Origin of the sequence: Azospirillum sp. RU38E (genome assembly GCF_900188385.1) — a bacterium.
GTDB lineage: Bacteria > Pseudomonadota > Alphaproteobacteria > Azospirillales > Azospirillaceae > Niveispirillum.
In genome coordinates this window covers 72,186-95,412 of the sequence record NZ_FZOI01000019.1, presented here as the reverse complement: position 1 = coordinate 95,412, position 23,227 = coordinate 72,186, and the positions used below count along the sequence as shown (strand labels likewise).

The following is a 23,227-nucleotide window of genomic DNA, read 5'->3' as shown; positions in this document are numbered from 1 at the left end:
ACAAACCAAACGCCTCATCCGACGCCTCACTGAACTCGGATACAACGTCACCCTCTCCTACGCCAACCCAAACCCCTGAGGCAGTTTCTTTCTAGTCCAGATTTTTACAACTGTGCAGGCCCGGTGCCTCCTGCCCGGTGCGCGCCACATACTCCGTATAACCGCCGCCATATTGATGGATGCCATCCGGCGTCAGTTCCAGCACCCGGTTGGACAGGGCGGCCAGGAAATGCCGGTCGTGCGACACGAACAGCATGGTCCCTTCATAGGCCGCTAGGGCGGTGATCAGCATCTGTTTGGTGTCGAGATCAAGATGGTTGGTCGGCTCGTCCAGCACCAGGAAATTGGGCGGGTTATACAGCATGATCGCCATCACCAGCCGCGCTTTTTCCCCGCCGGACAGCACCCGGCAGCGCTTTTCCACATCATCGCCGGAAAAGCCGAAACAGCCGGCCAGCGCCCGCAGCGATCCCTGGCCGGCCTGCGGGAAGGCGCTTTCCAGCGCCTCGAACACGGTCTGCTCCCCGTCCAGCAGCTCCATGGCGTGCTGGGAGAAATAGCCCATCTTCACGCTGGCGCCGACATTGACCGTTCCGCTGTCAGGCTGGTCAACCCCGGCAATCAGCTTCAGCAGCGTCGACTTGCCGGCCCCATTGACACCCATCACGCACCAGCGCTCTTTCCGGCGGATGGTGAAATCGAAGCCCTGATAGATGCTGCGGCTGCCATAGCCCTTATGGACATTACGCAGAACCGCCACATCCTCGCCCGAGCGCGGGGCGGGGGGAAACTCGAACGTCACGATCTGGCGGCGTTTCGGCGGCTCCACCCGGTCAATCTTGTCCAGTTTCTTGACCCGGCTTTGCACCTGACTGGCGTGCGAGGCCCGTGCCTTGAACCGCTCAATGAACTTGATCTCCTTGGCCAGCATGGCCTGCTGGCGTTCAAACTGCGCCTGCTGCTGCTTTTCGTTCAATGCCCGCTGCTGTTCATAAAAACCATAATCGCCGGAATAGCTGTTCAGCGATCCACCGTCGATTTCGATGATCTTGTTGACGATCCGGTTCATGAATTCCCGGTCATGGGAGGTCATTAGCAGGGCGCCGTCATAGGCTTTCAGAAAGCCCTCCAACCAGATCAGGCTTTCAATGTCCAGATGGTTGCTGGGCTCGTCCAGCAGCATGGCATCGGGTTTCATCAGCAGGATGCGGCCCAGCGCCACGCGCATTTTCCAGCCCCCCGACAGGGCGCCAACATCCTTGTCCATCATTTCCTGGCTGAAGCTGAGCCCGGCCAGCACTTCGCGCGCGCGACCCTCCAGCTCGTAGCCGCCCAACTCGTCAAAGCGCGCCTGCACCTCGCCATAGCGCTCGATGATGGCATCCAACTGGTCGGCTTGATCGGGGTCGGCCATGGCCTCTTCCAGGCTGGCCATTTCCTTGGCTACGTCACTGACCGGTCCGGCGCCATCCATCACTTCCTGAACGGCGCTGCGGCCGGACATCTCGCCGACATCCTGGCTGAAATAGCCAATGGTTATCTGCTTCTCCACCGAGACCTGGCCCGTATCCGGCAGTTCCTCGCCCGTGATCATGCGGAACAAGGTGGTCTTGCCAGCGCCGTTGGGGCCAACCAGCCCCACCTTCTCCCCCCGGTTCAACGCCGCAGAAGAGTCAAGGAATAGAATGCGATGACCATTATGTTTGCTGATATTTTCAAGGCGGATCATGGGAGGCGGGGTCCAGGTGCTTAAGATTGGCCCCCCTTATGCCACAAGATGCGGGATGCACCAGTGACCAGTTCGACAGTATATCGCGATGCACGGCCGATCAGCCAGGGGGAGGATCGCCCGTGCATCCTGTGGATCGACGGGGCCCGCCGATTGCTGTGATGTCTACGGTCTGAAATTTTGACCGATGGTAATGCTGCAACTGCCGCCGCGTGGCTCGTGAAGCTGGTATCAGTTGGGTTTTGCCTCCCCGGCGGCTGGTGGTGACCGTTCCGCCGGCTTGGCCTCATCACCTGTGTTCAGGATAACGGGCAGACCGTCGCGGCCGCCAATGATGATGGTTTTGGCATTGCTGGAGGTGGCGAAGCTCTGCGTTGCCTCAATCCCGCGCAGACGCAGATATTCCGGGGTGATGGTGCGGGCGACAATATCTTGGAACTGGCGGATGCCTTCAGCTTCGATCCGCTTGCGGTCCTTTTCCTTTTCCTCCCGCGCGATGCGGAAATCATATTCCTGCATGATCTGTTCCTGCTCGGCCTTGCGTTCAATGGCTTGACGCACGGTCAGGGGCAGGGTGACGTTGGAAACCAGCACTTCATCAATATGGATCATCGGCATGTTCAATGGATTGCCGGTCGTATCCTTATCATTACCAATGGGAAAATCGATCTTTGCCTGTTCTTCCAGGAAATCCTGAATTTCATCCCGTTTAACCGAGTAGAAATTTTCTGGCGTGTGCTTGGAGACGAACTTGTACAGCAGGCTGGCGATTTCCGGCTGGATCAGCGTTTCCAGATATTCTTTTCCCGCAAGCTTGTGCAGCAGGCCCGCCGCTTCCGGGTTGACCCGGTAGCGGAGTGCGACTTCCACCTTGATGGCCAGACCATTGGCGGCCACGGCTTCATATTCACGCGTAAAGCTGCGCAGGCGGGTATCGTACAGGGTGCTTTCATCCCAGGGGAAGATGAAATGGGTGCCTTCCCGCATCACCTCTTCCGTAACGGTACCGCCGGCAAACCGTTTCCACATCACCCCGACGGAACCGGCCGGCACCTCGATCACCATGCGGGGGGCGATGGCCAGCAGTCCCAGTATTATCGCCAGCGCCAGGGCGTAAAGGGAAACCGCATTCTCCTTCGCCCAGGCCTGGGCGCTATGCCAATAGCGCCAGCGGGCGGGTGTGGCGGCAGACGCTGCGACCTGTTTCATTCGCGTTCAGTCCCGCGTCTGCATCTTGAAATGGGATCCAGGCCGGGTAATGGCTTGGATAATGAAGGAGATCAGCGGGGTAATAAAAATCGCCAACAGGAAATGGCCGATGAACCCGAAGGTTGTCTTGCGACCCATGAAGCCGCAGATGGCACAGGACAGGCCATAAAGCAGGAATACCGTAATCAACATGGGGCCAGAACCTTTGTCACCGGGTTGGCATCGTTGCTGAGGAGAGAAGGCGGGGGACTGTCGGTCCCCCGCCAGCAGGCTCAGGCGGCGACCGGGGCGGCGGCCTCGGCCGTTTCCTCCGCCTTCTTGCCGCGCACCTTGTTGTACTGGGACACGAAATAATCCTTCACCTTCGCCGGATCGAAGGTCAGGAAGGTGCCACCAGAGGCGAAATGCTGTTCGAACACCCGGCCGACGGCATAGGTGAAGGCAGCGTTGAAGCCCGGCAGGGCCAGCCAGCGATAGGCGGTGCCCACCACCGGCAGGTTGGCGACCAGGGCGCTGAGGCCGGAGCTGGCGACGGCCTTGGGGGCAATGGTGGCCAGCAGCGTACCCAGGGCCGGGCGCACCAGATCGGCACGGAATTCCTGACCGTAAACCTTGGCCAGTTCGCGCACCAGGTTAAGCTGCACCCCAGCCAGGGCGACGCTGTCCAGCAGATAGACCGGCACCACCACCGTGGCGGCAGAGGCCAGCACGTGGTTGCGGATGATGGTGGCGGCATGGGCCGAACGGGCGGCATCCAGATCGCTGGATGTCGTGGTTTCGGCCGTGGTGGCCTCCGCTGCCGGGGCGGCAGCAGCGGCAGCGGCGGGGGCATCCGCAGCGGCCGTATCGGCAGCCGGGGCGGTACCCTCGGTCTGATCCTTCTTGGTTACCATGTCAGTGCGCTCCAGTAGAAGAGAGGATGGCGGGCCCGCCCCCGGCATGGCGGCGGGCTGTTCCTGCCCCGGATCGACGGTTAACGCTGGATGGCAGGCTCACGCGGCCAGCGACACCGTACAATGGGCTAACCAATGGTTGGGTGATAGTCAAAATTTTTCTCCTTATTTACAAGTCAAATCATATGATGATTACATGATGTCCTGACGCGGCGTCGGATTGCCGGGGGCGGCGTGGCTGATTGTTTCCAACCGGCCTTCATTCATGTGATAGGCGCGGTCTGCCAGGTGGAACCAGCGGTCATCGTGGGTGACGCAGATGACGATCTTGCCCATGGCCCGCAACTCCGGCAGCAACTCCTCATAGAAAATCTTGCGGAAATGCGGGTCCTGGTCGGCGGCCCATTCATCCAGCACGATGACCTTCTTATCTTCCAGCCGCGCCACCACCAGGGCCAGCCGTTTGCGCTGGCCGGTGGAAAGGCTGGTTGTGCTGAAACAGCCATCGGCGATGGACACTTTGTCCCGCATTTCCAGCCGTTCCAGCAGGGGGGCGGCGTCCGCATCCGTCACCGGCCCCACGCCATAGAGGCGGCGTGACAGGTGATAGTCGGAGAAGATGGCGGAGATATTGTCCCGCCATTGCTGCATCGCCGCCGTCGGCACCGGCTTGCCATCCACCAGCAGCGCCCCTTCATCCAGCGGCATCAACCCGGTCAAAAGCCGCAGCATGGTGGATTTGCCCGAGCCATTGCCGCCGGTGATGAAGCTGATCTCCCCGGCATGGAAGCTGGCATCCAGCGGGCCGACGGCGAAGATGGGATTGTCCCGCGCGTCACGATAGGCGAAACGGGCGCCTGACAGGGCGATGCTGGTGGGATTGTCGAAACCATCCACCGGTTCCGGCTCGGCCGCGGCTGCTATCGGGCCGGCGGCTTCGCGCAGCCGTTCCTCCATGGCCTCAATATTGGCCAGCGACATTTCCGCCTGGGTCAGCATGGGCGTGACGAAGGAAACGGTGCTGACGGGGCCGACGATAAACAGGGCGGCCGTGGTGGCGGGCACGACAACCGTATGGAAATCCGTGGTCAGCAGGGGTACCACGAATACCATCAGCCCGATCAGCGTATAGAACATCACCTCAATCAGGGAGAAATTGCGCCCCCATTGGGTTTTGGTGGCGATGTTGACGGTGCAGGCGCGGGCGGAGGCCCGGCCGATGGCTTGGGTCAACGCATCGGCGCGCGGCCGGCTCATCCTCACTTCCTTGAAGCCGCGTAGCATGTCGGTCAGCCCGTCAAACACATCGGCTTCCGCCGCGACGGTTTCCATCAACTGCTTGCGGAAGCCATGCATCCGGGCATAGCGCACGGCCACGGCCAGCCCGGCGAAGCCGAAGGCCAGCACACAGGCGATGGGCGACAGCCAGGCCAGATAAAGCGCCAGAAAGACCAGCATCACCGCCTGCTGGGCCCCGATCACCAGCAGCGGCAGGATGCTGCCCAGCGCCTGGGTATCCTGCACCAGCACGCCATTCAGCGCGGCCCGGCCGATCTTTTCCACCGTCACCAGATCGGACCGGCGCACGGCGTCGAACAGGCGCAGCCGGAATCCGTGGATCAGCCGTTCGGCATCGTGTGAGGCGGTCACCAGGGTGACATTATGGCTGATGCCGAACAGGGTGATGGTGACGACATACATCAGCACCAGCCGCAGACCCGGCTGGCCATCATCCTGCGTGGCCTGGGTGGCGGCCTGCACCAGCCACAGCAAGGTGGCGGTGGCGATGGCTGACAGCACGTTCATCCAGGAGACCAGCCGCAGATTTTCCGGTATCTCCCGTAAGATCACGCGGGCCAGATTGGAATTGAAGGGGGGGCGGGTCATGCGGCCATGTCCCCTTGTCCGGCGGGCGGGGGCGGCACCGGCACTTCACTCATCCGGCCTTCTTCCATATGCAGGCGGCGGTCGGCCACGTCGAAATAATGATCATCATGGGTGACGGCGATCAGGGTCAGGCCTTGCGCTTTCAGCGCGGGCACAATCTCACGGTAGAATTTGTGCCGGAAATGCGGGTCCTGGTCGGCGGCCCATTCATCCAGGATCAGGATGGGCTTCTTCTCCAGCAAGGCCGCCACCAGCCCCAGCCGCTTGCGCTGCCCGGCCGACAGGTCGCGCCGGCCGAACCGGTCATCCTTCAGCGCCGTCACCTTGTCCATTTCCAGCCAGGCCATCAGCCGGTCGGCTTCCGCCCTGTCCGGTGCGGGCGTGCCATAGAGGCGGCTGAACAGGTGAAAATCGGCAAAGACGGTGGCCATGTTTTCCCGCCATGCCGCCAGCCGGTCAGGTCCGACCGAGACACCATCCAGCAGCAACCGGCCCGATGTCGGCCGGTAAAGCCCGGTCAGCAGCTTGATGAAGGTGGATTTGCCGGAACCATTGCCGCCGGTGATGAACACCACCTCACCCCGCCGCAGCGTCAGATCGAACGGGCCGACGGAAAAGCCCTTTTCCCCGTCGCGGCCGGGGAAGGTGAAGCTGACGGCATCCAGCTGCAATTGCTGGAAATCGGCCGGCAGTGCCTCCCCCGGCTGGTCGCTGCCCTCTTCGGCCAGGGCGGCCAGTTCTGGTTCCAGTTCCAGCATCCGCCCGGCGGCAGCCTCTGCCGCTGTCATGATGGCCAGCGACTGCATCAGCCCGAAGACGGGGGCCGACATGAACAGCACGGCGGCGGCCACCTGCGCCATTTCGGCGCTGAAGCCCTTGGCATAGGCGGGGGCGACGAAGATCACCAGCCCCAGCATCAGGTTGAAGGCCATTTCGCCAAAGATGAATTGCTGCCAGCTATGCATATGCACAATGTTGCGGGCACCGACGGTACGTTCGGAGGCTTCCGTGAAGCTCTGCCCCAGCCCGGCGCTGCGGGCGCTGTTCAGCCGCTGTTCCTTGAACCCGTCAAACAGATCGGATACGCCCTCGAACAGGGCGGCTTCCTGCTGCATCAGTTTCTGCTGCTGCGCCTGCAGCTCCCGCCCCAGCCGTATATAGCCCCAGGTGCCCAGCGCCAGCAGCCCGCCGATCAGCAGGAAGGCCAGGGCGTTGATGATGGCGATATAGACCAGGATCGCCAGGGTCAGCAGGCAGGATTGCAGGGTCAGCGCCAGGAACTGGGAATTCTGGGAGATGGTCTGGCTGGCCTGGCTGATACTTTCAAACAGCGGCGTCTGGCCGAATTTCTCCAGCTTCAGCAGGTCGGCATGGCGGATATGGTCCAGCAGGCGCAGGCGCAGCCCATCCACCACCTCTTCCAGGTCACTGGCCATACGGCGCACCAGCCAGACCTGGGAGAACCAGAATCCGGCCAGCGAGGCCAGGAACAGCAAAGCCAGGGCCGCATCCAGAAAATCCGCCTTTTCCTTGGCGATATTCTGCGCAGCAGTATTGATGATGGCCAGCACGATGGTGCTGCTCAAGGCGGAGCCGCCCGCCGCCAGCAGCAGCCGGCGCAGCGGCTGCGATCCCAATCGACCCAGAAGGCGCAGCAGATTCATTATATCAGGCCGCCCGGACCAGGGCGGCGGCATCGGTCTGGCCGCTTTCGGCCACCCGGATGCGCAGCACGTGCCGGTTATAATCGCTGAAGGGCGTGCGGCCATGCAGGGCCTGATGGTTGTTCAGCACCTGCAAACTGTCCGCCGGCATCTGCAGGGCCACCAGCTTGTCCTGCCGCGCCACCTCTGCATTCAGGATATCCAGGGCGCGGCGCAGCTCCGGCGTGTCCATTTCCGGGTGAAGGGCCAGACCCTTGCGCAGCGTGTCGCTGCGGTAACGCACGGCCGGCCGTTCCCCGAAGATCGGGGCCAAGGTCACCTCCACCTTGTCGGCGGTGCCGGTTTCAGTGAAAACCGCCGGGATGCGGAAGGGCAGGGGCCGGTCGGTGAGATAGTCCATCGCCCAGCGCCCTTCCGCCGTTGCCGCCAGCGATTGGCGCAGGCAGCGCAAATCCCGGTTGGTGGAAATGCCACCCCCGCAGGCTGCCGGGGTGATATAGTAAAGCATCATGTAGCGTTCAGGGTTGGCAAAGTACTGCGTATCCGTATGCAGGTCTGCCTCGAACGGATGTTCAGAGAAGGTGGAGACGCTGTTGGTCGCCATCTTCGCTTCCCGCACCTTTACATCCCAGACGACACGACGATCCACCTTGTCGGTCGCGGTGGGCAGGCCCAGGCTGACCGACAGGGCAAACAGCAGGGCCGACCGCAGCGGCAGTGGCAGCCCCGCCAGCCCCAGTTTGGGCAGCACCAGGGCGCTGTAATCGCTTTCCAGCAGTTCCTGAATGCTGTTGGCCAGATCGAACAGAACCGGGGCCCGCAAGGCCAGATCGGCCCGCAGTTCGGTTTCCCGCTCTGGCGGCACCAGCCGGCCGGGATCGATTTCCCCGCCATAATGGTCGGCCAGCACGGCCAGGGCCGCGTCAATCTGCTCGCGGGCGAAGGGGCGCAGGGAGAATTCCCCGGTGCCCGGCCCCAGATCGCGGCAGTGGCTCAGCAGGTTATGTGGCATCGACATGGTTATCACCCTCGATATCCGGCTGGTTCGGTGAAAAGAGTGTGGGCGGCCGCCACCATGGCGGCTTGGCCATCGCGCGGCACGGCGGGCCAGACGACCCCCAGCCGGCGTAAAAACTGTTGTGTGCGGTCGCTGGCCAGTTCCAGCCGGCGACCGCGCGCCTGGGGGGAAATCCCGCGATGCAGACCGAACCCTTCCAGGATTTCCGCCAGGGCGGTTTCCAGGGCGGGCGCGTCGACCGCTGCCGTCACCTTGTCCAGGAAGCAGCCGAAATCCATCGCCGCCACCCGCGCACCGACGCCGTCGGCCCCGGTGATGAAATCGGCCAGCGTGTCGCGCCGTGCATGTTCGACATGGTGGGTCAGGTTGGCCAGGGCGGGGCTTTCCGCCAGGGCCAACACGGCGGCTGCCACCCTGTCGACATGGCAGAGCCAGAGATGGCTGTCATCAGGCACGGCCCCCAGCCGCGCCAGCGCACCCATCAGGCGGAAAAAGGCATTTTCCTTGATGTTGCGCTGCAAGGGGCCGCCATCGGCGGCGAACACCACATTGCCCACCCGGTGGATGCTGGCATTGGCCAGCCGGTCCCGCGCCCGCAGTACCAGCCGTTCGGCTTCCTGCTTGCTGCGGACATAGTAATTTTCCTCCTCCCCGTCGGGGGCGGGGTCATATTCAGTGAACAAGCGGAACCCGTCTTCCGGCGGGCGGCCGCAGACCGACAGGGTGGAGATCAGATGCAGGTCGGCCGTTCGCCCGCCGCTGGTGCGGCCATGCCGTTCGGCAAGGTCCACCAGATGCGCCGTTGCCGCCACATTATCGGCCTGGAAGTCACTGTAATGGCCGATATGGCTGACATTGGCAGCAGAGTGCAGAATGGCGTCCACCGATGCGGCCAGCCCGGCAAAACCGGCCTTGCCCAGCCCCAGATCGGGATGGCGCAGATTGCCCGCCCGCACCGACAGGCCCCCATGGCCCAGCAGGGCGGCCGCACCATCGGTTCCGAAATAATGGGCCACGGCGTTCAGCAGCCGCTGGCGGGCCGCCCCATCATCGGCGGCCCGTACCAGCACCGTCACCGCCCGGTCAGGGCGTTGCAGCAGTTCGCGCAACAGATAGGTGCCGAGATAGCCGGTGGCTCCGGTCAGCAGCACATGGCCGTAATCGGTCCGCTGCCCCGGATCGAAGCCGGCGAAACGGCTGTTGTGCCGGTCATAATCGGCGCGGGCCTGCGCCAACGTTGCCTCCCGCGCTGCCTCATAGGCGGGAAGTTGATCCCGATAATCCCGCCAATGCTGCCCGGCCGCCCCGATCAGGTCACGCAGGTGATCGGCGCGCGGCCGGCACTGGCGGGCGAAATCGGCCAGCACCGGATGTTCGTAAAGATCATTGATCCGCACGCTGTAATGTTTGCGCAGCCTTGTGATGGTGGCGATGGCCCGCAGGCTGTCACCCCCCAGATGGAAGAAATCATCCGTCCGTGACGGGGAGGCCCGGCCCAGAATATCGGCCCAGATGGCGGCCACCGCCATTTCGACACTTCCCTGCGGCGGCTCAGCCGCTGCGGCGCCATTGGCGGTCAGTTCGCCGGCGGCCAGCCGTTCTTCCAGCGTGGCCAGCAGGGCCTTGCGGTCGATCTTGCCGGCCAGATTCACCGGCAGGGCGGGCAGGGCCAGGATGCCGGACGGGATCATGTAGCCGGGCAACCCCTGGCCCAGGAAATCGTGCCAGCCGGCAGCATCGGGCAGCATGTCTGCCGATGTGCCGGGAACGACGAAGCCCCACAGGCTTTGCGCCCCGTCCGCCGCCTTGCGCACCAGCACGGCGGCATGGCGCACGGTCGGATGGCTGGTCAGCGCCTGTTCAATCTCGCCCAGCTCCACCCGCTGGCCGCGCAGCTTCACCTGACCATCCATCCGGCCCAGCACCAGCAGCTGGCCATCGTGGCGCCAGCGGCCCAGATCGCCGGTGCGATACATCCGGCCGTGCGGCGTCTGCCGGAAGGATTGTTCCGTCAGGTCCGGCCGGTTCAGATAGCCGATGCCCACCCCGGCCCCGCCAACCCAGATTTCCCCCACCGAACCGGGGGGCACCCGTTCCCCCTGCGCATCCAGGATCAGGATGAAGCTGTTGGGCAACGGCCGCCCGGCCGGCAGCGGATCATCATCCGGATCAATCCGGCCGATGGCGGCGGCGGCTGTGGTCTCCGTCGGGCCATAGCCGTTGAAATAGGCCAGACGTGCCGCATAGAAGCGGGCATCGGCTGCCACCGGCGGCTCACCCACCGTCATCAGGAAGCGCAGGGCGGGGAATTCCGCCTTTTCAAACAGGCGCAGATAGGAGGGGGCCATGGTGGCCATGGTGATGCCCAGCCGGCCCAGCATCGTCTTCATGCCGGTAATGTCATCCATCTCTGCCTTGGTGGCCGGCACAATGGCGCCGCCTGCCCCCCAGACCATCAGCAGATCGGAAATCCACAGATCGAAGGAGGGGGAGGCGATCAGCAGGGCGCGGTCATCCGGGGTCGCCCCGGTTACGCGGACCAGCCCCAGGGCCAGATTGACCAAGCCGCCTTGCGACAGCACCACGCCCTTGGGCACGCCGGTGGAACCGGATGTGTGCAGGATATAGGCGGGGCTGTCCGACGCCGTTTCCACCGCGGGCGGGGTGGCGGTATCCGTCAGCGCCAGCGCCTCCGGCCGCAGCAGGGCGGCACCCGTTTCCAGCAGGGCCGGCGGCGGCATCAGCCCGTCCAGCGCCAGCAGCAGGGTGATCCCGGCATTGTCGGCCATGAAACGCAGCCGATCCGCCGGCATCCCATGGGTCAGCGGCATATAGCAGCCACCGGCCTTCCAGATGGCCAGCACCGCCAGCGGCAGCGCGGCGGAACGTTCCGTATAGACGCCCACCGTCTGGCCGGGCCGCAATCCCTGCTCGATCAACCGGTGGGCCAGCGCATTGGCGCGGCCTTCCATGGCGGCATAGCTGATGCTGCCGGCGCTGGTGATCAGGGCCGGGCGGTCCGGCTGCTGGCGGGCCAGCTGGCTGAAGCGGGCGGCCACGTTGTCGGCCGGGGCCGTCAACCGTTCCCCCTGTTCCCAGGGGGCCAGCCGCGCCAGTTCCGCCGGCAGCAGCCGGGGCAGGGGCTGATCAAGCGGCTGGTCCAGCAGCGCCAGCATCTGGCCCACAAGACCGGTCAGCCAGGCTTCCGCCGTTTCCCGGTCATAAAGGTCGGCCTTGACGAACCAGGAGAGGGAGAGCCCGCCATCGGCCAGCCCTTCATGCACCAGCACCATATCCTGGGCCGGGGCATTGTGGCGCAGATCATAGGCGATCCGGCCCGCCTCTGGCAGAACGCTGCTTTCAGCCGGCCGGAAGCGCAGGGCATCGGGGTTGCTGTCCGTCGCGGTGACGGCCGGGTTCTCCGTCACCGCCATATCGAACAGCGGATAGCGGGCGGGCTGCACCAGCCCCGGATGATCCTGGCGGAAATCGCGGGCGATGCGGGCGAACGGATAGGCGCTGTGGGCCAGCGCATCGGCCAGCATGGTCCGGGTGGCGGCCAGGGCCGCCGTCACATCCGTCACACCCGACAGATGGAAGGCCAGGGGCAGCAGGGTGACATAATAGCCGACAATGCCGGCCTCTGCCGCGCTGGCGCGGGTGCTGGCGGCGGTGCCCAGCAGGAAATCCTGCCGCCCGGTGCGGCGCCGCACCTCCAGCCCCAGCAGGGTCAGCAACAGGGCGTGCAGGCTGGCACCCTGGCTGCGGGCCAGACGGCGCAGACCCTGGGCCTGATCCGCCGTCAGGCATAGGCGCAGCGTATGGCTGCCCCGGCCGGTGCCGGCGGTGCGGGCTGGTGGCCGGGGGTGATCGGTCGGCCAGTCGGCAAAACCATCCTCCCCGCTGGCGGCCATTGCCGCCAGTTTCTGCCGCCACCAATCGGCATCGGCCTGCCCGGCCAGCCCCAGCAGATGGGTACGTTCACGCCCGGCACTGTCGGCAAAGCTGCCGCTGGGCGCGGGAAGGCTCTGCCCCGCCAACAGGGCCGTCAGGTCCGCCAGCAGCAACCCCAGCGACGCGCCATCGCCCACCGCATGATGCAGGGCCAGCCAGAAAATCGGCTTTTCCTCCGCCACCTCTGTCAGACCCGCCCGCCAGAGCGGGCAAGTGGCCATGTCGAAGGGCCGGCCCTGTTCGGCCCTGATCTCGGCCAATGCCGTGGCCACATCCGTGGCCCGGCTGATCGTGAAGCGGCCGGGGCTTTCCACCGCCACGATCCGTTTCAGGATGTCCGTCTCTTCGTCCAGTTCATAGCGGGTGCGCAGGGCTGGGTGACGGGCGGTCAAGCCCGTCCAGGCTGCTTCCCATTTGTCGGCGGCGGGGACGGGGCCATCCACCGCCAGGGTCAGGGTGATGGTGAAGCCGCGCGTTTCCAGCCCGGCCTGCTGGGCGGTCCAGAATTCCCGCTCCCCCTCCGTGGCGATGTCGCTGGGCTGGGCCTGGATGACCGGGACAGGCTCGGCCAGATAGGCGGCCACGCGGGCGGCAAAGCCGGCCAGCACCGGATCGGCGAACAGCAACCGCGCCGGCACCGGGCGGGACACCAGCCCTTCCAGCCGGTGGCAAAGGGCGATGGCCAGCAGGCTGTGCCCGCCCAGACCGAAGAAATCATCCTCCCGCCGCACGGGGCCACTGCGCAGCAGCTCCGCCCATAGCGTGGCGATGGTCTGTTCCAGGCCGGGTTGCGGCGGGGTGCCGCCCGCCGGGCGCTCCTGCATCGACAGGCCAGCCAGCAGGGCGGTACGGTCCACCTTACCGGATGCGGTGACGGGAATGGCGCTGACCGGCTGGATGGCTGCCGGGATCATATAGGCCGGCAGGATGTCGCCCAGGAAAAGCCGCCAGCCGGCGCTGTCAGGCAAGGGCGCATCCGGCGCCGCATGGATGAAGGCCCACAGGCTTTGACGCTCCCCGGCCGTGCCATCCACGGCGGCAACCGCCTGGATGATGCCGGGATGGCGGGTGATCGCGGCTTCGATTTCCCCCAGTTCAATGCGGATGCCGTTCAGCTTCACCTGCTGATCGATGCGGCCCAGCACTTCCAGCCCGCCATCCCCGCGCCAGCGCCCCAGATCGCCGGTACGATAGCGGCGGCCTTCGGTGGTCTGGACAAAGGCTTTTTCCGTCAGGTCCGGCCGGTTCAGATAGGCCTGGGCCAGGCCGGCACCCGCCAGCCAGATTTCCCCCGTCGATCCCGGCGGCAGGCGGTTGCCGCTGACGGGATCGCGGATTTCCACACCCGTATTGGGCAGCGGCCGCCCGCAATCCAGCCGGTCCGGCTGTGCCGCCGACAGGTGCCCCATGGTGGAGGTGACGGCATTTTCCGTTGGGCCATAGGCGTTCAGGTAACGCACCCGCCCCGCCAGCCGGGCCACATCGGCCGGCAGCGGCGCTTCCCCACCGGTCACCAGCAGGCGCAGGCCCGACAGGCTGTCCGTATCCAGCAGGCGCAGATAGGTGGGCGTCAGGTCGGCGACGCTGATCCGCTGTTCCCGGATCAGGGCGGCGACAGCGGCCGGCTGGTCGATCCGGTCGGCCGGAACCGGGCAGAGGGCGGCACCGGCGGCCAGCGGAATGCCGATATCGGAGAGCGAGACATCAAAGGAAGGGGCGGCAAAGCCCAGGCAGCGATCTTCGGGTGTCAGCCCATAGGTTTCCACCGCCCCCAGCAGCAGGTTCAGATAGCTGCCATGGCTGACCACCACGCCCTTGGGCTGCCCGGTCGAACCAGAGGTATAGAGAATATAGGCCGCATCATCCGGCCCGCCGGCAACGGCCGGTCGCCCGTCCGGGGCCGGTTCGCTGGTGTCGATCTGTGGCAGATCAAGGCCCGGCGGCGGGGCGATGCCATCCAGCGCCAGCATGGCCACAGCCCCGGCATCGGCCGCCATGAAGCAGAGCCGGTCAGCCGGCAGATCGGCGGTCAGGGGCAGATAGACGGCGCCGGCCTTCCAGATGGCCAGCAAGGCGGCGGGCAGGTGCGCCGACCGGCGGGTCAGCACGGCGACCACCTGTCCCGGCTGCACGCCGGCGGCGATCAGCCGATGGGCCAGCCGGTTGGCCTGTCGTTCCAGCAGGCCATAGCTGACCGGGCCGTCCGCAGTCAGCAGGGCGGGGCGTTCGGCCTGTCCCGGCTGGTCCACCAGCATTTCAAACCAGCGGGCGAAGGTCAGCGGCGGGCGGGGCCGCGCCGGCCCCTGTTCCCAGCCGGCCAATTGCCGTTGCAGGGCTGGTGGCAGGGAGGGGATGGTCGCCTGTGCGCTATGGGCTGCCAGCCAGCGGGCGGCTTCCACCAGCCCTTCCAGCCAGAAGCGGGAGATGTCGACATGATAAAGGGCGGCATTGGTCTGCCAGTCCAGCATCAGGCCGCCATCGACCAGCCTTTCATGGGTCAGCACCATGTCCTGGCCGGGCGGGTTATGCATCCGTTCATAGCCGATCCCGTCGGCCGGCAGGGTCAGCAGCCGTTCCAGCCGCAATTCGTCATCCGCTACCGGGCGCGGGCTGACCGGGTTTTCGGTGATGGCGATATCGAACAGCGGGTAGCGGTCCGGCTGCCGCCGGCCAGGATGGGTGGCCCAGAAATCATGATACATCCGGGCAAAGGGATAGCGGCCATGGGCCAAAGCCGCCGTCAGTTCCTGCGCCGTATGGCGCAGCAGGGAGGCGAAATCACCGGCGTCCCCCGTGGCGCGGAAGGCCAGGGGCAGCATGTTGACACCATAATGCACGACCGCCGCTTCCGCTGCGGTTTCCGGCAGGGTGGCCGTGGTGCCGATCAGGAAGTCGCCCCGGCCGGTGCGCTGGCGCACAAGCTGCGCCAGCAGCGCCGTCAACAGCGCGTGCAGGCTGGTGCCATGCTGCCGGGCCAAGGCCAGCAGGCTGGCGGTTTCGGCCGCGTCCAGCCGGGTGGTGTGGCGATGGCTGCCGGTGATGGCCGTACCGCGCGGCAGGTCCAGCGCCCAGTCATCAAAGGCCGCAGCGGGCAGGGCGGACAGAAGGTCACGCCACCAGCCGGCATCGCTGGCCGCCTCGTCCGCCAGATAGGCCTGTTCGCGGCTGGAAATCATCTCCGGCGTGGCGGACAGGGAAGGCAATGGCTCATCCCGCAGCAGCGCCAGCAGCTCCGCCATGATCAGGCCGAGCGAACGGCCATCGCCGGTAGCATGGTGCTGGGCCAGCCAGAACAGCCAGTCGCCATTATCCGCCACATGCACCAGCCCCACGCGCCACAGGGGGGGCTGCGCCAGATCCAGGGGTGCCGCGATGCGGGCGCGGATATGGGCCATGGCCTGGGCATGGTCGGCCTTTTCGGCCAGTTCCAGCGCGGCATCAACCGGCAGAGCCGGCAGGATGTCGCGGTAGAGCGCACCATCCTCCCCTTCGCGCAGGTGGCAGCGCAGGGCCGGGTGGCGGGCCACCAGCTGGGCCCAGGCGGTGCGCCAGCGGGCGATATCCGGCACCGGCCCGCTGACGCGGCGCACCAGGGGCATGGTGAAGCCGGCCGTGTCCAACCCGGCCTGCTGCGCGGTCCAGAATTCCCGTTCGCCCACCGTGGCGCGGCGACCGTCAAAACCGGTGGCGGCACGATCCGTACCGGCACCCTGCTGCAGGCGGGCGGCGAAATCGGCCAGCACCGGGGCGCTGAACAGGTCGCGGGCGGAGACCGGCCGGCCCAGCCGGCTGGCCAGCTTGTGCGCCATGCCGATGGCCAGCAGGCTGTTGCCGCCCAGGGCGAAGAAATTATCCTCCCGCGCTGGCGGGGCGATGCCCAGCAGGGCCGCCCACAGGGCAGCAATATCCTGTTCCAGGCCCGGCAATGTCGGGTTTTTCTCCCCCGCCACCATCGCTACGGTGGCCGGGGGCGGCGGGGCCGCCCCTTCCAGCAGCCCCGCCAGCGGCAGGGCCGGCAGGTCGGGCCGGGTGGACAGCAGGGTCAGCCGCTCCACCAGCCCGCCCAGCCAGGCGGCGGCGCTGTCACGGCTGAACAGGCTGGCATTGACATGCCATTCCAGGGCGATGCCGCCATCGGCCAGCGCCTCATGGATCAACAGTAAATCCTGGCCATGGGCGCTGTGCGTCAGTTCATAGCCATCCGCGCCGATGCCCAGCCGTTCCAGCCGCACCCCATCAGCCACCATGGGGGCCGGCGGGTTCTCCGTCACCGCCACATCGAACAGCGGGAAGCGCAGCGGGTCGCGCAAGCCCGGCCGCTGACGCCAGAAATCCGTGTAGAGCCGGGCGAAGGGATAGCGCGCGTGCTGCAGCCCGCCCGCCAGCGCCTGCTGTGCCCCGCGCAGCAGGGTCGCCAGCGGTGCCGCCGGGTCCAGCCTCAGCGGCAGGGGCAGCATATTCACCCCATATTGCACCAGGGCGGCCTCGGCCGCACTTTCAGGAGTGGAGACGCTGGTGCCCAGCATCAGGTGCTGTCGGCCCGTGCGCCGCGCCATTTCCACCGCCAGCAGGGAGACCAGCAGGGCATAAAGGCTGACCGCGTGTTGGCGGGCCAGCCCGCGTAAGCCCTCTGCCAAGGCTGGTTCCAGCACCAGCTGGAAGCGGTGGGTGGCGACATCGGCACCCAGGCGGCGTGGGAAATCCAGCGGCAGGGGCAGGAAAGCCTCATCCGGCACGGCGGCCAGCTGATCGGACCACCAGACGGCATCGGCCGCCAGATCAGGCCCGGAGAGATAGGCCTGTTCACGCGCGGCACTGGTGGCCGGATCGGCTGCCAGCGGCGCCAGCACCTGCCCTTGCAACAGGGCCTGCAATTCAGTGAAAATAAGGCCCAGGGAACGGCCATCGCCAATGGCATGGTGCAGCGACAGCCAGAACAGCCAGCCGCCATCCTGCCCCACCTGCACCAGACCCGCCCGCCACAAAGGCGGCTTTGCCATGTCGAAGGCAAGCAGCTGGTTCTGCCGGATCAGGATGCAGGCGGCATCCAGATCGGCCGCTTCCGCCCATTGCAGGCCGGCAGCCTTGCCCAAATCCGCTTCCGTGGCGAAAACCCGGCGCAGGGCGCCATCATCGGCGGGGCTGAAACCCAGGCGCAGGCCGGGCTGGCGCTGGACCAGGGCCTGCCATGCCGCTTCCCAGCGCGCCCGTTCGGGCATGGGCCCCGTCACCCGACGGATGGCCGGGATGATATGGCCGGACGTGTCCAGCCCGGCCTGCTGTGCCACCCAGAATTCCCGCTCCCCTTCGGTGGCGCGGTCATCCATCATGGCGGCCAGCAGGGGGGGCGCCCCTTTGCCCGCCGCCAGCCGGGCGGCGAAATCGGTCAGTACCGGGGCGGCGAACAGGTCACGCGGGGTCACCGGCCAGCCCAGCGCCGGGGCCAGCTGGTGGGCCAGACTGACCGCCAGCAGGCTGGTGCCGCCCAGGGCGAAGAAATTATCCTCCCGCGCCACGGGCAGGCCGTCACTGCCCAGGTTCAACAGGCGGGCCCAGGCGCTGGCGATGCGCTGTTCCAGTGCCCCTTGCGGGGCTGTGCGGCTGGCGGCACCGGCCTGTTCGGGTCGGCGTTCCCGCAGGATGGCCAGCAGGCGCAGCCGGTCCACCTTGCCATTGGGGGTTACCGGGATGCCCGGCACATCAATGATGGTGGCCGGCACCATGTGCGGCGGCAGCCGCCCGGCCAGAAAACCGCGCCATTCCTCGTTGCCAAGCGGGGTGGCATTCGGGTGCAGATGCACGAAGCCGCGCAGCAGCTTGGTGTCCCCGGCCCCCTTATCCACGATCACGGCCGCCTGGCGGACGGATGCATGGGCCAGCAGATGCTGTTCAATTTCCGCCGGTTCCACCCGCTGCCCATGCAGCTTCACCTGATGGTCAATGCGGCCGGCCAGTTCCAGCAGCCCGTCTGCCGACCAGCGCCCCAGATCGCCGGAGCGATAGAAACGCCCTTCGGCCGTATCGATGAAGGCCTTGGCCTGCTGCTGCGGATTGTTCAGATAACCGCCACCGACGCCCACACCACCCAGCCAGACCTCCCCCGTGCAGCCGGGCGGCACCCGCGCGCCATCGGCATCACGGATGCTGATCACATCACCGGGCAGTGGCCGGCCGACGGGCAGGGGGCGATCGGCCGGATGGTCCGGGGCGATCCGGCCCAGGGAAACGATGATGCTGGTTTCCGTGGGGCCGTAGCAGTTCCAAAAGGCGATGCCGGGATGGTGGATGACATCTTCATGGCTGGGGGCTTCCCCGCCCACCAGCAGCACGCGCATACCGGGGGCATAGGGCTTGTCCTGGCTGACGCGCAGATATGACGGGGCGTGGAAGGCGATGGTGACGCCCAGGTCGCGGTATAAATCCTTCACACCCCAGGGATCTTCGCGCTCGATCCGGGTGACCGGCACCAGCGGCAGCCCGTGCAGCAGGCCCAGCCCCATTTCCCAGAGGGAGGCATCAAAGGCCGGGGTGGCGACCAGGGCCACCCGGTCGCCCGGCGTGCATCCTGCGGCTTCCAGCGTCGACAGGATGGCATTGATCATGCCGTCATGCCGCACCTTGGTTCCCTTGGGCGCGCCGGTGGTGCCGGAGGTATAGATGATATAGGCGGTGGCCGTCGGGGCCAGCGGCACGGCGGGGCGGGGCGCATCCCCCGTCAGCTCCGCCGGGCGGATCAGGGTCACCCCGTCCGGCAGGCCGGCCGGCGCCTCGGCACCAGGCAATAACAGCAGATGCCGGGCACCGGCATCGGCCAGGATGAAGGCGACCCGTTCGGCGGGCATTTCCACGGCCAGCGGCAGATGCACCCCGCCCGCCTTCCAGATGCCCAGCGTGGCGGCGGGCAGCCAGGGGCCATTATCGGCCAGCACGCCCACCGGCTGTTCCAGGCCCAGCCCGACGGCTAACAGGGCCTGGGCGATGCGGTTGGCCTGTGCCTCCAGCAGGGCATAGCTGGTGCTGCCGGCACGGGTGATGATGGCGGGTTGGTCCGGTATCCGGTCGATAATGGCTTCCACCAGCCGGTGGGCGGGCAGGGGCGCGCGAGCCTGCGCCGCCCCTGGTTCCACCCCGTTCAGCCATTGGCGCTCGGCCGGCAGCAGGTCGGGCAGGGGGCCATCCAGCCGGGCGGTATCGGCGGCCAGCCATTCCGCCCAGCCGGCCAGGGCAGTCAGCCAAGCCTCTGCCGTTGCCGGCTGGAACAGGTTGGCATTCCAGACCAGGGACAGCAGCACGCCGCCATCGGTGGTTGGTTCATGCGAGAAGGAGAGGTCCAGCCCGGCGGCGGGGACAGATCCATCCCCCGCCAATGTCACCGGGGTCAGGCTGCCGCCGACATCGGCATTGCCGGTGCTGCGGCCGGGATTGGCGGTCAGCGCCACATCCACCAGCCCCATCCGCCCGGCCGGTCGCATGGCCTTTTGCTGCTGGCGCAGATCACGGATGATGGACCCCGCCGGGTACAGCCCATGCTTCACGGCGCCGGTCAGGATGGATTGGGCGTCCTGCAGCAGCTCGCAGAGCCGCGGCCCCGCCGGCACGGCCAGCGGCAAGGGCAGCAGATTGACGAAATGCCCCAGCTGGTTTTCCGTTCCGGCCGGCCGGGTGGCAATGCCGCTGCCCAGCAGAAGCTGCCGCCGCCCGGTACGCCGCCGCATCTCCATCGCCAGCAGGGCCAGCAACAGCGCGTGCAGGCCGGCCCCCTGGCGGTTGGCCAGGGCCGTCAGCCGCGCCACCACCCCGGCATCCAGCTGCCGCTGGAAAGCGGGGGCGATCACCACCCCCGCCTCATCAGACCGGCGGCGGTCGCTGGGCAATTCCTCAAACGCTTCTTCCGGTAGGGCAGCCAGCTTGTCCAGCCAATAGGCGCGGTCGCGGTCGGCGTCGGGGGAGGCAAGATGCCGCCGTTCCGCCCGCGCGGCCAGCCGGGGGCCATCCAGCGCCGGGGCCAGCGCCCGGCCGGTCAGCAGCGACAGCAGATCCTGCTGCAGCTGGCCGGCGGACATGCCATCAACCAGCGCATGATGCAGCACGAACCAGAACAAGGGGGCGTCATCCCCGATCCGGATCAAGCCTGCCCGCGACAGGGGTGGCTGGGTCAGGTCAAAGGGTTGTGCTGTCTGGGCGGCGATGAAGGCGCCTGCTTCCGCCTCGCTGCTGAAATGCCGGGTTTCCAGCGTCACATCCAGGGCGGGGGCATCGGCTGGCAGGCTGCGCAGCCGTACCGTGCCATCATGGTCGCTGAACAGGCCGGTGCGCAGGGCCGGGTGATGGCGCAGCAGGCTGACCCAGGCATTCTGCCAGTCCGACGCATCGGCCTGCGCACCCGACAGGCGCAGCACCCGCGCTACATGGGCGGCGGCGGGGGGCAGGCCCAGGCTGGCGGCCACCCAGAAATCCACCTGCCCCAAGGTGGCGGCGGGGTTTTCCTCCAGCCCAACGCCTGCCGCGTCTTCTTCCGCCGCTGACAGGCGGCCGGCCAGGGCGGCGATGGTCATGCTGCCCAGAATATCGCGCACGCTGGCCGTCAGCCCAGCTGCCTGCAGGCGCTGGCCCAGCTGGATGGCGATCAGGCTGCTGCCGCCCAGGCGGAAAAAATCATCCTCCCGCCCGATCTGCGCCGCCGACAGCCCCAGAACCTCTGCCCAGATAGCGGCGATACGGCTTTCAATCGGGCCTTGCGGCGGGCCGCCCTGGCCTTGGCCCCGGTTCCAATCCGTTTCGGCCAGGGCCAGCAGGGCGCTGCGATCCACCTTGCCGGCGCTGGCGATCGGCAATTGCGGCAATGTCAGTACCAGGGCCGGCACCATATAGGCGGGCAGTTTGGCCGACAGTGCAGCCTGCCAATCCAGCCCCGACAGATCCGTGTCCGGCTTCGGCTCGACAAAGCCCACCAGCCGGCCGCGATGCTGCACGATGGCGGCAGCACGAACGCCATCCTGTGCCAGCAATACCCGTTCGATCTCCCCCAGGGCGACAGACTGGCCGGACACTTTCACCACATCGCCGGCCCGGCCCAGGGTCAGCAGCTCCCCCGTTTGGGTCCAGCGGCCAAGGTCGCGGGTGCGATAGGCGCGGCCGAAGGGGGTGTCGACAAAGCTCTCTGCCGTCAGGTCCGGCTGGTCCAGATAGCCACGGGCGATGCCGGGGCTGAGCACCAGGATTTCACCCTCCGCCCCGGCCGGCACCGGTGCCCCCTGTTCATCCACCAGCAGGATGGTGGTGTTGGGGAAGGGCCGGCCGCTGGGGATCGCCCCTTCATCCGTGGGCGACACCTTGTGCATGGCAAAGGTGCCGCAGAGTTCCGTCGCCCCATGCATGTTCCAGTAATCAACATGGCGGGCATAGTGGCGCGCATCTTCCGGATTTGGCCGTTCGCCGGCCGTCAGGATCAGGCGCAACCCGGCCGGCACCGCGCCGCCCAGCAATTTCAGGTAGGATGGGGTCAGCAGGGCGACACTGACCTGATGCCGGGCCATGCTGTCCAACAGATCGTCCGGCCGGTCCAGCAGGGCGCGACTGGCCGGCACCCAGGCACAGCCCAGCGCCAGGGGCAGGCATAGTTCCCGGAAGCCCAGAATGAAGCTGGGGGCAGACGACAGCAGCAGCCGATCCGTTTCCCGGATACCCTGGGCCAGCGCATGGCCCAGCGCCATGTTCTGGCAGCCGACATGCTGGATCAGCACCCCCTTGGGCTTGCCAGTAGAGCCGGAGGTGAACAGGATGGCCGCCAGCTGGCCGGGCTGGCCGGGCAGGTGCGGACGGCCCCAATCCTGCCGATCCGCATCATCAAGGGCCGGCAGGCGCAGCACCTCAACCGGCCGGCCCCGGCCGTTCTCCGCCAATGCCACCAGCAAGGCCGGCGGCGGCTGGTGCCCATCCAGGGCAATCAACAAGCGGATACCGGCCTGGGCCGCCATATTGGCGAGGCGCTGTTCCGGCAGGTCGGCCAGCAGGGGCACATAGGTGCCGCCGGCCTTTAAAATGCCCAGGAAAGCAATGGGCAGCTGGGCCGACCGGTCCACCAGCACGCCCACCGGCTCTTCGGTTGCAATCTGTAACTGCAAAAGCCGGTGGGCCAGCCGGTTGCCCATGCCATCCAGCTGGCCGAAACTGATGATGCCGTCCGGGGTGATGATGGCCGGCCGCTCCGGGTCACGATCCACCCAGGCTTCAAAGGATTGGTGCAGGCAAAGGTCAGGCAGTGGCAGGTGGGCGCCATGGCTGAAATCCGGCAATTCCGGGCCGATCATCGGCGCGTTCAGGCTGTCCGGCATGTCCTTCCCCACATGTTGGGTCATTGGTCACGTGCCCGCTTACCGGGCATGTTCTATGAAAAATGTAACTCAAAGATGTGCGCACCTTACGCATCCAATGCGGGAAGTCAATTGATGTTTTGTAAATTTAAAATTCAATTTCGTTATATGATTGTGTCGGGTGGGTGAAAAATTTCTCAACCCCCTGGTGCGCGGGGTTGGTGTGCTGATATTGCTTCAACAAAAGGGTGGCGCCCCGGTGGAGATGGCGTGATCCCTCCGTTCCACTGTTAAGGATTTTGGCCAAAATGATGGCCAGTCACAGCTTTTCAGTGCATAACTGTATTAGAGCCGGGTGCGTTTAAACGGAAACGCACCCGGCTCTAAGTCCTTGTTAAGCGAGCGGATTCACGCTCCAAAGCGATTCCGCTTTTCCGCGATCCGCTCTAATATTGCGTAGCGTTGAGCCCGAAATATGGGGTCGGTGACGAATCACGCCAAGACAGAGCCGGGCGAAACCAGATGCGGCCCAAACTTCACTTCCGGTCTCACACCAATCT

Annotated in this window: 8 protein-coding genes; all 8 read right to left on the bottom strand. The window is 66.3% G+C overall.

Annotated features, from left to right (window positions below):
- Positions 1-91: 91 nt before the first annotated feature.
- Entirely contained in the window at positions 92-1,729 is a 1,638-nt protein-coding gene (locus CHB97_RS21955; protein WP_089290150.1) for an ABC-F family ATP-binding cassette domain-containing protein, read from the bottom strand.
- A gap of 231 nt (positions 1,730-1,960) precedes the next feature.
- Entirely contained in the window at positions 1,961-2,938 is a 978-nt protein-coding gene (locus CHB97_RS21950) for a prohibitin family protein (RefSeq protein ID WP_089290149.1), read from the bottom strand.
- Positions 2,939-2,944: 6 nt separating this feature from the next.
- Entirely contained in the window at positions 2,945-3,130 is a 186-nt protein-coding gene (locus CHB97_RS21945; protein WP_089290148.1) for a hypothetical protein, read from the bottom strand.
- Between the two features lie 80 nt (positions 3,131-3,210).
- Positions 3,211-3,831 carry a YcjF family protein gene (locus CHB97_RS21940; protein ID WP_160106143.1) on the bottom strand — a complete coding sequence of 207 codons (621 nt, stop codon included), beginning with the start codon at positions 3,829-3,831 and terminating at the stop codon, positions 3,211-3,213.
- A 192-nt stretch (positions 3,832-4,023) separates the two neighbouring features.
- A complete protein-coding gene (locus tag CHB97_RS21935) occupies positions 4,024-5,718 on the bottom strand; it encodes a cyclic peptide export ABC transporter (protein WP_089290146.1) in 1,695 nt (564 codons plus the stop codon).
- Positions 5,715-7,382 carry a cyclic peptide export ABC transporter gene (locus CHB97_RS21930; protein WP_089290162.1) on the bottom strand — a complete coding sequence of 556 codons (1,668 nt, stop codon included), beginning with the start codon at positions 7,380-7,382 and terminating at the stop codon, positions 5,715-5,717. Before CHB97_RS21930 ends, CHB97_RS21935 begins: the two co-directional genes overlap by 4 nt.
- A gap of 4 nt (positions 7,383-7,386) precedes the next feature.
- Complete coding sequence (locus tag CHB97_RS21925) at positions 7,387-8,400, bottom strand: TauD/TfdA family dioxygenase (protein ID WP_244559665.1); 1,014 nt, start codon at positions 8,398-8,400, stop codon at positions 7,387-7,389.
- Positions 8,401-8,405: 5 nt separating this feature from the next.
- Positions 8,406-22,688, bottom strand: a complete 14,283-nt coding sequence (locus CHB97_RS21920) for a non-ribosomal peptide synthetase (protein WP_160106141.1) — start codon at positions 22,686-22,688, stop codon at positions 8,406-8,408.
- Between the last annotated feature and the right edge of the window lie 539 nt (positions 22,689-23,227).

Coding starts and splice junctions, on each gene's coding strand:
- CHB97_RS21950 (WP_089290149.1), bottom strand. CDS start 2,938: ATGAAACAGGTCGCAGCGTCTGCCGCCACACCCGCCCGCTGGCGCTAT.
- CHB97_RS21925 (WP_244559665.1), bottom strand. CDS start 8,400: ATGTCGATGCCACATAACCTGCTGAGCCACTGCCGCGATCTGGGGCCG.
- CHB97_RS21955 (WP_089290150.1), bottom strand. CDS start 1,729: ATGATCCGCCTTGAAAATATCAGCAAACATAATGGTCATCGCATTCTA.
- CHB97_RS21945 (WP_089290148.1), bottom strand. CDS start 3,130: ATGTTGATTACGGTATTCCTGCTTTATGGCCTGTCCTGTGCCATCTGC.
- CHB97_RS21935 (WP_089290146.1), bottom strand. CDS start 5,718: ATGACCCGCCCCCCCTTCAATTCCAATCTGGCCCGCGTGATCTTACGG.
- CHB97_RS21940 (WP_160106143.1), bottom strand. CDS start 3,831: ATGGTAACCAAGAAGGATCAGACCGAGGGTACCGCCCCGGCTGCCGAT.
- CHB97_RS21930 (WP_089290162.1), bottom strand. CDS start 7,382: ATGAATCTGCTGCGCCTTCTGGGTCGATTGGGATCGCAGCCGCTGCGC.
- CHB97_RS21920 (WP_160106141.1), bottom strand. CDS start 22,688: ATGCCGGACAGCCTGAACGCGCCGATGATCGGCCCGGAATTGCCGGAT.